The organism is Streptomyces sp. NPDC059852 (assembly GCF_042731455.1).
Taxonomy (GTDB): domain Bacteria; phylum Actinomycetota; class Actinomycetes; order Streptomycetales; family Streptomycetaceae; genus Streptomyces.
In genome coordinates, this window is the sequence record NZ_JBHWJK010000029.1 from 1 (window position 1) to 14510 (window position 14510).

The 14510-nt window shown below is 73.1% G+C and carries 9 protein-coding genes; 4 read left to right on the plus strand and 5 right to left on the minus strand.

The window, feature by feature from the left end; translation table 11 throughout:
* Nucleotides 1–45: 45 nt before the first annotated feature.
* On the minus strand, nt 46–723 hold the full coding sequence (locus ACFV46_RS28420; RefSeq protein WP_151786317.1) for a TrkA family potassium uptake protein: 678 nt from the start codon (nt 721–723) through the stop codon (nt 46–48).
* On the minus strand, nt 723–1394 hold the full coding sequence (locus ACFV46_RS28425) for a TrkA family potassium uptake protein (RefSeq protein ID WP_361927577.1): 672 nt from the start codon (nt 1392–1394) through the stop codon (nt 723–725). The genes ACFV46_RS28420 and ACFV46_RS28425 overlap by 1 nt, the downstream gene beginning before the upstream one ends.
* A 329-nt stretch (nt 1395–1723) precedes the next feature.
* Here ACFV46_RS28425 and ACFV46_RS28430 point away from each other — a divergent pair, with 329 nt between their 5' ends.
* The 4 genes from ACFV46_RS28430 to ACFV46_RS28445 all read left to right on the plus strand — a co-directional run bounded on the left by ACFV46_RS28430 (nt 1724) and on the right by ACFV46_RS28445 (nt 9558).
* Complete coding sequence (locus ACFV46_RS28430) at nt 1724–3772, plus strand: APC family permease (protein ID WP_361927580.1); 2049 nt, start codon at nt 1724–1726, stop codon at nt 3770–3772.
* A 113-nt stretch (nt 3773–3885) separates the two neighbouring features.
* Nucleotides 3886–5214: a class I SAM-dependent RNA methyltransferase gene (locus ACFV46_RS28435; protein WP_385500351.1), complete on the plus strand. Its 1329-nt coding sequence runs from the start codon at nt 3886–3888 to the stop codon at nt 5212–5214.
* Between the two features lie 176 nt (nt 5215–5390).
* Entirely contained in the window at nt 5391–6401 is a 1011-nt protein-coding gene (locus ACFV46_RS28440; protein WP_385500353.1) for an SDR family oxidoreductase, read from the plus strand.
* Between the two features lie 106 nt (nt 6402–6507).
* The gene (locus ACFV46_RS28445; protein ID WP_385500355.1) at nt 6508–9558 is read left to right on the plus strand and encodes an FAD-binding and (Fe-S)-binding domain-containing protein; all 3051 of its coding nucleotides are present in this window, start codon (nt 6508–6510) and stop codon (nt 9556–9558) included.
* Between the two features lie 3 nt (nt 9559–9561).
* Here the strand turns inward: ACFV46_RS28445 and ACFV46_RS28450 are convergent, their stop codons facing one another.
* Genes ACFV46_RS28450 through ACFV46_RS28460 form a run of 3 tightly spaced genes read right to left on the minus strand, consistent with a single transcriptional unit; the run spans nt 9562 to nt 14317 of the window.
* Complete coding sequence (locus ACFV46_RS28450; protein ID WP_385500356.1) at nt 9562–11343, minus strand: glycoside hydrolase family 15 protein; 1782 nt, start codon at nt 11341–11343, stop codon at nt 9562–9564.
* On the minus strand, nt 11340–12476 hold the full coding sequence (locus ACFV46_RS28455) for an enolase C-terminal domain-like protein (protein ID WP_376729011.1): 1137 nt from the start codon (nt 12474–12476) through the stop codon (nt 11340–11342). Before ACFV46_RS28455 ends, ACFV46_RS28450 begins: the two co-directional genes overlap by 4 nt.
* Nucleotides 12473–14317 (minus strand): thiamine pyrophosphate-requiring protein, encoded by a 1845-nt coding sequence (locus tag ACFV46_RS28460; protein WP_385500358.1) that lies wholly within the window; start codon nt 14315–14317, stop codon nt 12473–12475. The genes ACFV46_RS28455 and ACFV46_RS28460 overlap by 4 nt, the downstream gene beginning before the upstream one ends.
* Nucleotides 14318–14510: the final 193 nt, after the last annotated feature.

The following is a 14510-nucleotide window of genomic DNA, read 5'->3' on the forward strand; positions in this document are numbered from 1 at the left end:
CCGCACACGCGGGGCGCCCTCCGCCGTCGTAGGAGTCGTGGCCGGTCAGCCGGCCGTGTCCTCCCGGCGGACCGACAGCAGGTCCTCCAGCTGCTCCTCACGCGCCTGCGCGGCCACGAAGAGGAGCTCGTCGCCCGCCTCCAGGGAGTCCTCCCGGGACGGGGTCAGCACCCGGGTGCCGCGGATGATCGTGACCAGGGACGTGTCCTGAGGCCACTCCACGTCACCGACCTGCGTGCCGGCCAGGGCCGACTCCTCGGGCAGCGTCAGCTCCACGAGGTTGGCGTCGCCGTGGCTGAAGCGCAGCAGACGCACCAGGTCGCCGACGCTCACCGCCTCCTCGACCAGGGCCGACATCAGACGCGGCGTGGAGACCGCCACGTCCACACCCCAGGCCTCGTTGAACAGCCACTCGTTCTTCGGGTTGTTCACCCGGGCGACGACCCGCGGGACGCCGTACTCCGTCTTCGCCAGCAGGGAGACGACCAGGTTGACCTTGTCGTCGCCCGTCGCGGCGATCACCACGTTGCAGCGCTGCAGCGCCGCCTCGTCCAGCGACGTGATCTCGCAGGCGTCGGCCAGCAGCCACTCCGCCTGCGGGACGCGCTCGACCGAGATGGCGGTCGGCGCCTTGTCGACGAGCAGGACCTCGTGCCCGTTCTCCAGCAGTTCGCCCGCGATGGAGCGGCCCACCGCACCGGCACCGGCAATGGCGACCCTCATCAGTGACCGCCCTCCTCATCAGGACCCTTGGCGAACGCCGCCTCGACCTTGTCGATCTCGTCGGTGCGCATCATCACGTGCACCAGGTCGCCGTCCTGCAGCACCGTCTGCGAGGTGGGCAGGATCGCCTCACCGAGACGGGTCAGGAACGCCACCCGCACGCCCGTCTCCTCCTGGAGCCGGCTGATCTTGTGACCCACCCACTCCGGGGAGGTGTGCACCTCGGCGAGCTGCACCCCGCCGGTAGGGTCCCGCCACAGCGGCTCGGCGCCCGAGGGCAGCAGCCGCCGCAGCATCTGGTCGGCCGTCCAGCGGACCGTCGCCACGGTCGGGATGCCGAGGCGCTGGTAGACCTCGGCGCGCCGCGGGTCGTAGATCCGCGCCGCGACGTTCTCCACGCCGAACATCTCGCGGGCCACGCGCGCGGAGATGATGTTGGAGTTGTCCCCGCTGGAGACGGCCGCGAAGGCGCCCGCCTCCTCGATGCCGGCCTCGCGCAGCGTGTCCTGGTCGAAGCCGACGCCGGTGACCCGGCGGCCTCCGAAGCCCGGGCCCAGCCGGCGGAACGCGGTGGGGTCCTGGTCGATCACTGCGACCGTGTGCCCTTGCTGCTCCAGGGTCTGCGCCAGAGCGGAGCCCACCCTGCCGCAACCCATGATGACGATGTGCACGGTCCTACCCCGCACTCCTCGATAGGCGTCCGACTTGCGTGAACGTGGCGCTCATATCTCTTCTCTCGAATCGCCGGGCAACAGGCGCGGTCCGGTCGCAGACCGCTGGGCAACATCATGCCGGGCTTTCCCGCCGATGATCCCCCGCGGTTCGCATCGTGGGCCCGGCGGCACCCGTGCCGGGGTCCCGCGCGCACCCACGGTCCAAGGTAACGTCCGGATCCGGCCGCCCCGGACGACGGCGCGGACGCAGGTCACGGCGGTGCGCCGCGCACGGCAGTCCCCCCGGATGTGCTCCGCCCCGGGCCGTGGGCATACGATTCTCTGTTGTGTCCAAACTGACCGACGTGCCCAAGCGGATCCTCATCGGGCGCGCCCTGCGCAGCGACCGGCTGGCGGAAACGCTCCTGCCGAAGCGCATCGCCCTGCCCGTGTTCGCATCCGACCCGCTGTCCTCCGTGGCGTACGCGCCCGGCGAGGTGCTGCTGGTCCTCTCCATCGCGGGTGTGTCGGCCTACCACTTCAGCCCCTGGATCGCCGTCGCGGTCGTCGTGCTGATGTTCACGGTGGTCGCCTCCTACCGGCAGAACGTCCACGCCTACCCGAGCGGCGGCGGCGACTACGAGGTGGCCACCACCAACCTCGGCCCCAAGGCCGGGCTCACGGTCGCGAGCGCCCTGCTCGTCGACTACGTCCTCACCGTGGCCGTGTCCATCTCCTCCGGCATCGAGAACCTCGGCTCCGCGATCCCGTTCGTCGTCGAGCACAAGGTCGAGTGCGCGGTCGGCGTGATCCTGCTGCTCACCGTGATGAACCTGCGCGGCGTGAAGGAGTCCGGCGGGCTGTTCGCCATCCCGACGTACGTGTTCGTCGCGGGCGTCTTCCTCATGATCGCGTGGGGCGCGTTCCGCGGGATCGTCCTCGGCGACACCATGCGGGCACCCACCTCCTCGTTCGAGATCAAGCCCGAGCACCAGGGCCTCGCGGGCTTCGCGCTCGTCTTCCTGCTGCTGCGCGCCTTCTCCTCCGGCTGTGCCGCGCTCACCGGTGTCGAGGCGATCTCCAACGGCGTCCCGGCCTTCCGCAAGCCCAAGTCGAAGAACGCCGCGACCACGCTCGCGATGATGGGCCTGCTCGCCGTCACCATGTTTTGCGGCATCATCGCCCTCGCCATGGTCACCAAGGTCCGCATGGCCGAGAACCCGGCCGTCGACCTGGTCAAGGACGGCGCCGCGGTCGGCTCCGGCTACGTCCAGAACCCGGTCATCACCCAGGTCGCCGAGGCCGTCTTCGGCAAGGGCACCTTCTTCTTCGTGGTGCTCGCCGCCGCCACCGCCCTCGTGCTGTTCCTGGCCGCCAACACCGCCTACAACGGCTTCCCGGTGCTCGGCTCGATCCTCGCCCAGGACCGCTACCTGCCGCGCCAGCTGCACACCCGCGGCGACCGGCTCGCCTTCTCCAACGGCATCGTCCTCCTCGCCGGCGCCGCCGCCCTCCTCGTCTGCGTCTACGGGGCCGACTCCACCCGGCTGATCCAGCTGTACATCGTCGGCGTGTTCGTGTCGTTCACGCTCAGCCAGATCGGCATGGTCCGGCACTGGAACCGGCTGCTCGCCACGGAGAAGGACCAGGCCAAGCGGCGCCACATGGTCCGCTCCCGCGCGATCAACACCTTCGGCGCCTTCTTCACCGGCCTGGTGCTCATCGTCGTCCTCCTCACCAAGTTCACCCACGGCGCCTGGGTGGCCCTGCTCGGCATGGTCATCTTCTACGGCACGATGACCGCGATCCGACGCCACTACGACCGCGTCTCCGCGGAACTCGCCGCCCCCGAGGAGCCCAGTGACGACAGCGCACGGCCGTCCCGCGTGCACTCGATCGTCCTGGTCTCCAAGATCCACCGTCCCGCGCTGCGCGCCCTGGCCTACGCCAAGCTCCTGCGCTCGGACACCCTGGAGGCGCTCAGCGTCAACGTCGACCCGGCCGAGACCAAGGCGCTGCGCGAGGAGTGGGAGCGGCGCGGCATCGACGTACCGCTGAAGGTCCTCGACTCGCCCTACCGCGAGATCACCCGGCCGATCATCGAGTACGTGAAGGGGCTGCGCAAGGAGTCCCCGCGCGACGCGGTGTCCGTGATCATCCCCGAGTACGTCGTCGGCCACTGGTACGAGCATCTGCTGCACAACCAGAGCGCGCTGCGCCTGAAGGGGCGGCTGCTGTTCACCCCCGGCGTCATGGTCACCTCGGTGCCCTACCAGTTGCAGTCCTCCGAGGCGGCCAAGCTGCGCGCCCGCAGGCGCGGCGAGTGGAACGCCCCCGGTTCGGTGCGGCGCGGACCGGCGCAGGAGCGGCCGAAGGAGCCCGAGACCCGGAAGTGACCGGGCCGGGACGAGGAGCCCGCGGACGCACGTAGACTGGTGGGCTGTTGTCGGGCCCGGCGGGAGCCGCGCGCCCGGACCCTCACCCCCACTCGATCTGGAGTCACCCCACCATGCAGGCAGAAGAGAAGAAGTCGCTGGTGGGGGAGGAGTACGAGGTCGAGATCGGCCCCGTCGCCCACGGCGGGCACTGCATCGCCCGCACCGACGCCGGCCAGGTCCTGTTCGTCCGGCACACCCTGCCCGGCGAACGCGTCGTGGCCCGGGTCACCGAGGGCGAGGAGGGCGACCGCTTCCTGCGCGCGGACGCCGTGGAGATCCTCTCCGCGTCCAAGGACCGCATCGAGGCGCCCTGCCCGTTCGCCGGCCCCGGCCGCTGTGGCGGCTGCGACTGGCAGCACGCCAAGCCCGGCGCCCAGCGCCGGCTCAAGGGCGAGGTCGTCGCCGAGCAGCTCCAGCGGCTCGCCGGGCTCTCCCCGGAGGACGTCGGCTGGGACGGCACGGTGATGCCGGCCGAGGGCGACAAGCTGCCCGCCGGACAGGTGCCCCAGTGGCGCACCCGCGTGCAGTACGCCGTCGACGCCGACGGGCACGCCGGACTGCGCCGGCACCGCTCGCACGAGGTGGAGCGGATCGACCACTGCATGATCGCCGCCGAGGGCGTCAGCGAGCTGGGCATCGAGAAGCGGGACTGGTCCGGCATGGCGTCGGTGGAGGCCATCGCGGCGACCGGCTCCCAGGACCGGCAGGTCATCCTGACGCCCCGGCCGGGAGCGCGCCTCCCGATCGTCGAGCTCGACCGCCCGGTCTCGGTGATGCGCGTCGGCGAGAAGGACGGCGGCACGCACCGGGTGCACGGCCGCCCCTTCGTCCGCGAGCGCGCCGACGGCCGTACGCACCGCGTCGGCAGCGGCGGCTTCTGGCAGGTCCACCCGAAGGCCGCGGACACCCTGGTGACGGCCGTCATGCAGGGCCTGCTGCCCCGCAAGGGCGAGATGGCCCTGGACCTGTACTGCGGCGTGGGCCTTTTCGCGGGCGCCCTCGCCGACCGCCTCGGTGACAACGGCGCGGTCCTCGGCATCGAGTCCGGCAAGCGCGCGGTGGAGGACGCCCGGCACAACCTGGCCGACTTCGAGCGGGTCCGCATCGAGCAGGGCAAGGTCGAGTCGGTCCTGCCCCGCACCGGCATCACCGAGGTCGACCTCATCGTCCTGGACCCGCCGCGCGCGGGCGCCGGCCGCAAGACCGTCGAGCACCTGGCGTCCCTGGGCGCCCGCCGCATCGCCTACGTGGCCTGCGACCCGGCCGCCCTCGCCCGGGACCTGGCGTACTTCCGGGACGGGGGGTACCGGGTGCGGACGCTGCGGGCGTTCGATCTGTTCCCGATGACGCATCATGTGGAGTGCGTGGCGATCCTGGAGCCGGCGGGCAAGCGGTCCTGAACCGGTCGCGTCCCGTCCGAGAGCCACGAGGTCCGCTCACCCACACGTCCTCCCGGTGAGACGGACGCACCCGCTCGATCCCGCCGCACCTGGGTACCCGACCCAGGTGCTCCGGCCCCGCTTCCGGTGCCGGCCACGCGGGACGCAGGGCGTACGCATCGCGGCTGGGAGGATCGATGGACGGAACCGCGCGGCAGACGGTCGTGGTGACCGGGGCGAGCGCAGGGATCGGGCGGGCGGCGGCCAGGATGTTCGGGGCCCGCGGTGACCGGGTCGCCCTGCTCGCCCGGGGACGCGCGGGCCTGGAGGCGGCCGCGGCCGACGTGCGGGCGGCCGGCGGGGAGGCGCTGCCCCTCGTCACCGACATGGCCGAGTGGGACCACGTCGAGGCGGCCGCCCGCCGGGTCGACGAGGAGTTCGGACCCGTCGACGTCTGGGTGAACAACGCCTTCACCGCCGCCTTCGGCAGGTTCGACGCCCTGTCCCCGGAGGAATTCCTGCAGGCCACCAGGTCGACGTACCTCGGCTATGTGCACGGCACCCGGGCCGCGCTGGATCGCATGGTGCCCCGGGACCGCGGGGCCGTGGTGCAGGTGGGCTCCGCCCTCGCCTACCGGGGCATCCCCCTGCAGAGCGCGTACTGCGGCGCCAAGCACGCCATCCAGGGCTTCACCGAGTCCGTGCGCTGCGAACTGCTCCACGACAGGTCGGCGGTGCGGATCACCATGGTGCAGATGCCGGCCGTCAACACCCCGCAGTTCACCTGGCTGCGCACCCACCTGCCCCGCCACGCCCAGCCGGTCCCGCCGATCTACCAGCCCGAGGTCGCGGCCCGTGCCGTGCTGCGGGCCGCCGACCACCCCCAGCGCCGTGAGTACTGGGTCGGGACGTCCACGGCACTCACGCTGCTGGCCAACGCCGTCGTGCCCGGCCTGCTCGACCGCTATCTGGCCCGTACCGGGTTCGACGCCCAGCAGACCGACGCCCACCCGCAGCCCGGCGGGCACGGCAACCTCTTCGAACCGGCCGACGAGAAACGGGACTACGGAGCCCACGGCGTCTTCGACGCCCAGGCCCACACCGCCGACCCGCAGATCTGGGCCTCGCGGCACCTGGGCAGGACGGCGGCCCTGGCCGGACTCGCCGGCGCGGGATACGCGCTGCTGCGCCGCCGTGCCGGGCGCTGAAGCCCGGGAATCCTCCGGCCGTTTGCCGGTGCCCGGCGTGGATACACGGGCGTGGCGTTCCGGTCGGCGCGCCGCCCGACCGTGCCGACAGAGCGGAGTGCCGTTCATGAACCCCGTGGACCTGCCCCTTCCCGTCGTCCGGCGCCCCCAGCCGGAGACCGACGTACACGCTCTGGAACGTGAGCTGTCGGAACGCGTCGACGGGGAAGTGCGGTTCGACGCGGGCTCGCGGGCCGCGTACTCCACGGACGGCTCCAACTACCGGCAGGTCCCCATCGGCGTGGTCGTCCCGCGGACCGTGGAGGCGGCCGTCGAGGCGGTGGCCGTGTGCCGGGAGCACGGGGCGCCCCTGCTGTCGCGCGGCGGCGGCACGAGTCTGGCGGGCGAGTGCTGCAACACGGCCGTCGTCCTGGACTGGAGCAAGTACGGCAACCGTCTGCTGTCGGTCGACCCGGAACACCGGCGCTGCGTCGTCGAGCCGGGCATCGTCCTGGACGACCTGAACCGGCAACTCGCCGGGTACGGGCTCATGTACGGGCCGAAACCGGCGACGCACCCGAACTGCACGATCGGTGGGATGATCGGCAACAACTCGTGCGGGTCGACCGCGCAGGCATACGGCAAGGTCGTCGACAACCTGCACCGCCTGGAGGTCCTCACCTACGACGGCACACGCATGTGGGTGGGACGGACCGACGACGGCGAACTCCGGCGGCTGACCGCCGCCGAGGGCCGGCAAGGCGACCTGTACCGGGGGCTGGTGGCCCTGCGCGACCGGTACGCGGGCCTGGTGCGCGACCGCTACCCCGACATCCCGCGCCGGGTGTCCGGCTACAACCTCGACTCGCTGCTGCCCGAGCACGGCTTCGACGTCGCCGGGCTCCTGACCGGCTCCGAGTCCACGCTCGTCACCGTCCTGCGCGCGGAACTCGACCTGGTGCCCGTGCCGCGGCACAGCGCCCTCGTCGTGCTCGGCTACGAGGACATCTGCCAGGCCGCCGACCATGTGCCGGCGGTGCTCCGGCACGAACCGGCCGCCCTGGAGGGCGTGGACCACCAGCTGATCCACTTCGAGCAGGTCAAGCACCTCAACACGGACGCCCTCGACGAACTGCCCGAGGGCCGGGCGTATCTGATGGTGCAGTTCGCCGGCGACACCCGCGAGGACGCCGACGCCAAGGCACGCGCGCTGATCGACGCCAAGCCCGCCGACGTCGACCACACCTGGTACGACGACGAACGGCACGTGCGGGAGCTGTGGCAGGTCCGCGAGTCCGGCCTCGGGGCCACCGCGCACGTACCGGGGAAACCCGACACCTGGGAGGGCTGGGAGGACTCGGCCGTCCCCGTCGACCGGCTCGGCGACTACCTTCGCGACCTCAAGCGGCTGTACGAGGAGTTCGACTACGGGCACCCCTCCGTGTACGGGCACTTCGGCCACGGCTGCGTCCACACCCGCATCCCCTTCGACCTGGAGTCCGAGGAGGGCGTCGCCCGGATGCGCGCCTTCGTGGAGAGGGCCGCCGACCTGGTCGTGTCCTACGGCGGATCGCTGTCCGGGGAGCACGGCGACGGCCAGTCGCGGGGCGAACTGCTCGTCAAGATGTTCGGGCCGGAGCTGATCGAGGGCTTCGAGAGGCTGAAGGGCCTGTTCGACCCGGGCAACCACATGAACCCGGGGAAGATCGTCCTGCCGTACCGCCTCGACGAGAACCTGCGCCTCGGCGCGGACCACCTCCCCTGGGAACCGGAGACCGCCTTCTCCTACCCGCACGACGACGGACGGTTCAGCAGGGCCGCCACCCGCTGCGTCGGAGTCGGCAAGTGCCGCTCCTCCCAGGGCGGCGTCATGTGCCCCAGCTACCGGGCCACCCGCGAGGAGGAGCACTCCACCCGCGGCCGGGCCCGGCTGCTGTACGAGATGGTCGACAACCACGCCGACTCCCCGATCACGGACGGCTGGCGGTCCGCGGAGGTGCGCGACGCGCTCGACCTCTGCCTCGCCTGCAAGGGCTGCAAGACGGACTGCCCCGTCAACGTGGACATGGCCACCTACAAGGCGGAGTTCCTGCACCACCACTACAAGCGGCGGCCGCGGCCCCTCGCGCACTACTCCATGGGCTGGCTGCCCGCCGTCGCACGGGCGGCGGCCCTCGCGCCGCGCACCGTCAACGCGCTGACGCGGGTGCCATGGGTGGCCCGCGCGGCCAAGGCGCTCGGCGGTGTCGCCCCGGAACGCGACGTGCCGCTCTTCGCCGAGCAGCGCTTCACGGACTGGTGGCGGGAGCGGGGCGGGCCGCGTGGCGAAGGGCATCGCGGCGAGGTCGTCCTGTGGCCCGACACCTTCACCGACCACTTCCACCCGGCGGTGGGAAAAGCGGCCGTGGAGGTCCTGGAGGCGGCCGGCTTCCGGGTCAAGGTGCCGCGGGCGGCGGTGTGCTGCGGGCTGACGTGGATCTCCACCGGGCAGCTGGACATCGCCAGGCGGGTCCTCGCGCACACCGTCGACGTGCTCCGTGACGATCTGCGCCGGGGCACCCCCGTGGTGGGTCTCGAACCGAGCTGCACGGCGGTCTTCCGCGCGGACGCCTCCGAACTCCTGCCGAAGGACCCCGACGTGGACCGGCTGCGCGAGCAGACGCGCACCCTGGCGGAACTGCTCGTCGAACGCGCCGGGGACTGGCGCCCGCCCAGGGTCGACGCCCGCGCGGTGGTGCAGCGCCACTGCCACCAGTACGCCGTCATGGGCTTCGACGCCGACCGGGAGATCCTGGAACGCGCCGGCGTCGACGCCGACGTCCTCGACGCCGGCTGCTGCGGCCTGGCCGGCGACTTCGGCTTCACGAAGGGCCACTACGACGTCTCCATGGCCTGCGCCGAGGCGGGACTGCTGCCCGCCGTGCGGGACGCGGACGCCGGGACCCTGGTCCTCGCGGACGGCTTCAGCTGCCGTACCCAGGTCGACCAGGCGGACGTGGGGCGTACGCCGCTGCACCTCGCGGAGGTGCTGGCGGCCGGGCTGACCGGCGAGCGGGCCGTTCCCGAGCGCCCGAAGGCACCCGGCGCACGGGCCCTGCTGCGGCCGGGAGCCGCCGGCGCGGCGGCGGTCGCTGTGGCGCTGTGGTGCCTGCGCCGCACCGCCGCCCGGCGCCGATAACGATCACCAGCCGTCGGACGGCACCCCGTCCGACGCGCCGCCGAACCGCGCCGAGCACTCCAGCAGCAGGGCGTGCACGAAGGCCTGGGGCAGGTTGCCCCGCAGCTGACGCTGTGCCACGTCGTACTCCTCGGCGAACAGCCCGGCCGGCCCGCACGCCGAACGGGTCCGCTCGAACCACCGCGCCGCCTCCGCGTGCCGGCCCTGAGCGTGGGCGGCCATCGCCATCGTGAAGCCGCACAGCAGGAAGGCGCCCTCCGCGTCACCCAGCGGCTCGTCCCCGTGCCGGAACCGGTACACATGGCCGTCCGCGGCCAGCCGGCGCACCACCAGGGCGCGCGTCGCGGAGAAGGCCGGGTCGTCGGACGGCACCGCCCCCCGGGCCAGCGGCAGCAGCAGGGCTGCCTCCGGCCCGTCGTCGTCGGCAGCGCGCCGCCAGTGGCCGTCGGGGTGCAGGCAGCGGGACCGGGTGGTGGCCAGGACACGGTCGGCGAGGCGCGCCCAGTCCGCCGAAGCCGGGGTGCGCAGCTCCCGCGACAGGTCGCGCAGGCCGACCACGCAGCAGAGGCGGGAGTGGGTCCACCACCGGTCCTCCAGCTCCCACAGGCCCGCGTCCGGCCGTGTCCAGGTCTCCGCCACGGCGTCCGCGGCCACGGCGGCGGCGCGGGCCGCCCGGGCGTCCAGGACGTCGTGCCGGGCGGCCGCCGCGAACAGCTGGAGCGCCTCCCCGAAGACGTCGAGCTGGAACTGCCGGCCCGCGCGGTTGCCGGTCCGGTCGCCGCCACCGGGATAGCCGACGAGCGGCAGTTCACGTTCCGGCGGCAGCGGCCCGCCGTCCACCGTGTAGGCCGGACGCAGACCGGCGCCGTCCTCCAGAAGGCGGTCGGCGACGAAGCCGACCGCACGCTCCAGCAGCGGGTGCGGGCCGTGCGCGGCGACCGCGACACCGGCGTAGCACTGGTCGCGCACCCACGCGTACCGGTAGTCGTAGTCGCGGCCGGTGTCGGCACGTTCGGGCAGCGAGGTGGTGACCGCGGCGACCATGCCCCCGGCGGTGCTGGTCAGTCCGTTGAGCACGGCGTACGCCATCCGCGTGTCGCGAGGCGCTGCGGTGTCCGCGCAGTCAGGCACGGCCCGGCTCCACCAGCGTTCGGTGGAACTCCACAGAGAGGCCGCGTCGAGAGGGTCGTCGCGCCGCTCCGTGGACAGCTCCAGGACGAGGTCGCGCGCCTCGCCCTGCGGCAGGCGCAGCCGGGCGCGCAGTCCGCCGTCCGGGTCCGGGCGGGCGTCCCGCGCGCCGGAGAACCGCACGTGCAGCGGGCCGGACCGGGCCCGCCAGATGGCGTCCTCCTGCCGCACCTGCGTCATGGGGTGCTTTCCGTGCCCGGCGCGCACGTCGAGGTCGACGTCGACGAGGGCGGTCCCGCGGACGGCGCGGACCTGCCGGAGCAGCACCAGGCGCCCGGGCCCGGCCGGCGCCGCCAGCGCCTCCCGGCAGGTGACGATCCCGTCCGAGGTGACCCATCGGCCGACCCGGACGAGCGTGCCGTCCTCGTAGGAGCCGCCCCACACGTTCCAGCGGTCGGCGGGACGGACCCCGTACCGGCCAGGGCCGCCCAGGAGACCGCTGAAGACGGCGTCGTCGTGCCAGGCCGGCGCGCACAGCCACGCGATGCCGCCGCGGGGATCCACGAGGGCCCCGCGCTCGCCGTCCGCGATCAGGGCGTAGTCGCGCAGCGCCCACGGGCTGTCCGCGCGCGGGTCGGGGTCGACGGGGCGGTTCATGCGGTGCGGAAGCGGTCGGCGGCCGTCCGGTCCAGGGTGAGGCCGTGGCCGGGCTCGCCGGAGGCGCCGGGGGCCACGGTGCCGCCGCCGGGGTCGAGCGTGCCGTGGAACAGCAGGTTCTCGATGCGGACGTGGTCGTGGAACCACTCCAGATGGCGGGTGTTGGGCACGGCCGCGGCGACGTGCGCGTGCAGGTGCGGGGCGCAGTGCCCCGAGATGTGCAGCCCGAGACCCTCGGCCACGGCCGCCGCGCGGAGCCAGACCGTGACGCCCCCGCAGCGTGTGACGTCGGCCTGCAGACAGTCGACGGCCCCCGAGGCCGCCATCCGCGTCAGGTACGGCAGGTCGTACCCGTACTCGCCGGCGGCGACGTCGGCGCTGACGGCCTCGCGGACCGCGCGCAGCCCGGTCAGGTCGTCGGAGGAGACCGGCTCCTCCAGCCAGCCGACGCCGAGGCCGGCCATCGCGGACGCCATGCGGACCGCCTGCTTGCGCGTGTAGCCGCCGTTGGCGTCGACGTACACCTCGGCGGCGTCGCCCACGGTCCGCCGGGTCAGCGCGACGCGGTGCAGGTCGCGGGTCTCGCGCCGCCCCCAGGACTCGGCGACCTTGATCTTCACGCGGTCGATGCCCTGCTCGCTCCAGCCGCGCAGCTGCCGTTCGAGCTGTGCGTCGTCGTACGGCGTGAGGCCGCCGCTGCCGTACACCGCGACCTCCTCGCGGGCCGCGCCGAGCAGCCGGACCAGGGGGAGGTCCAGCAGGCGTGCCTTCAGGTCCCACAGGGCCGTGTCGACGGCGGAGACGGCACCGGCGGCGATCCCGGGGCGGCCGGCGTTGCGCAGGGCCCGGCTCATCCGGTCGTTGGCGGCGGGTACGGCGAAGGCGTCGTGCCCCACGACGAGACCGGCCAGTTCGTGCTCGACGACGGACGCGGTGGCCGGGGAGCCGTAGGTGAAGCCGATCCCCGTCCGGCCCTCCGCGTCCGCCTCGACCAGCACCAGCGTCGTCGCGTCCCAGCTCAGGGTGGCGTCGCCGCCCGGCAGATCCGTGGGGACCCGGTACACGGAGACGGCCAGCCGCTCCACCCGGGGCCCGTCCCGGCGCGCCCGGTCCGGCGGCACCGCCCTGGTCACGGGGTCCCGGCGCCGCTGTCCTGTTCGCCGGCGCCGGGGCGGTCGTCGCGGTGCCGGCTGCCCGGCAGCATCTCCTGCACCTTGGCCTTGAGCCCCTGCTTCACCATGGACCCGCGATCGCTGTCGCCCTTGAGGACCGCGAGGGCGGCGGCCTCGATCTGGTCCAGGGAGGCGTGCGGCGGGATCGGCGGCACCGCCGGATCGGTGCGGAAGTCGATGACGAACGGCCGGTCGGCGGCGAGGGCCCGGTCCCAGGCGGCCTCCACCTCCTCGGGCTTCTCCACCCGGACTCCGTCCAGGCCGATGTTCCGGGCGATGTCCGCGTACGGCAGATCGGGGATGTGCTGGGACTCCTCGAACTGGGGGGCGCCGGACATGGCGCGCATCTCCCAGGTGACCTGGTTCAGGTCGCCGTTGTTCAGCACGGCCACGATCAGCCGCGGATCGGCCCACTCCCGCCAGTACTTCGCGGCGGTCACCATCTCCATCATGCCGTTCATCTGCATCGCCCCGTCCCCGACCAGCGCGATCGCGGGCCGGTCCGGGTGGGCGAACTTCGCGCCGATCGAGTACGGCACACCCGGGCCCATCGTCGCCAGGGTGCCGGAGAGGGAACCGCGCATCCGGCCGCGCAACCGCAGATGGCGGGCGTACCAGTTGGCGGCCGAGCCGGAGTCCGCGGAGATGATCGCGTCGTCGGGGAGCCGGCCGTCCAGGGCGTGCACGACGTACTCCGGGTTGACCGGATCGGCGCTCACCGCGGCCCGCCGCTGCATGACCTCCCACCAGCGTGCGACGTTCTTCTCGATCTGCTCCCGCCACTTGCGGTCCTGCTTGCGGTGCAGCTTGGGCAGCAGCCGGCGCAGGGTCTCGCGGGCGTCCCCGACCAGGTTGACCTCGTTGGGGTAGCGCAGACCGATCATGTGCGGGTCGATGTCGATCTGCACGGCCCGTGCCTGGTCCAGCTCGGGCAGGAACTGGGTGTAGGGGAAACTGGAGCCGATCATCAGCAGGGTGTCGCACTCCTGCATCAGCTCGTACGAGGGCCGCGTGCCCAGCAGCCCGATGGAGCCGGTGACGTAGGGCAGGTCGTCGGGCAGGGCGTCCTTGCCGAGCAGGGCCTTGGCCACGCCCGCGCCCAGCACGTCCGCCAGCCGCTCGACCTCCTCCCGCGCGCCGCGGGCGCCCTGCCCGATCAGCACGGCGACCTTCTCGCCGGCGTTCAGCACGTCGGCCGCCCGCTGCACGTCCTCCTCGTCCGGGACCGGCGCGTAGCGGCCCAGACCGAGGCTGGAGGGCACCATCTTGAAGGCGTGCGTGGGCGGGCTGTAGTCCAGCTCCTGCACATCGCCCGGGATGATGACCGCGGTGACCGTGCGCTCGGCGTAGGCGGTGCGGAAGGCCCGGTCGATCAGGTTGGGCAGCTGCTCGGGGACCGTGGCCGTCTCGCAGAACGCGGAGGCGACGTCCTTGTACAGGTTCGCGAGGTCCACTTCCTGCTGGTACGAGCCGCCCATGGCGCTGCGGTTGGTCTGCCCGACCAGGGCCACCACCGGCACGTGGTCCAGCTTGGCGTCGTAGAGGCCGTTCAGCAGGTGGATGGCACCGGGGCCGGAGGTGGCCGCGCAGACCCCGACCTTGCCGGAGGACTTGGCGTAGCCCACGGCCTGGAACGCGGCCATCTCCTCGTGCCGGGCCTGGACGAACTTCGGCCGGTCGTCCGCCCGCCCCCAGGCCGCGAGCAGGCCGTTGATGCCGTCGCCCGCGTAGGCGAAGACATGCTGGACGTCCCACTCCCGCAGCCGCTGCAGGACGTGGTCGGACACTTTGGTGCTGGCCATGCCGCGCTCCGTTTCGATTCCGACGCCGGACGGGGGTCCCGCGCGCCCGGACCGTGCACAGGGGGCGCGAGGGACGCTTCCTGGGTAACCGCGCGGCTACCCGCGAAACGTCAGTGGGGCACCGGCCGGCGTGGGCTACGAGGTGCCCGGGATGGACGGCCGGGGTCAAGGTGACACAGCCGCCGCGTTCCCG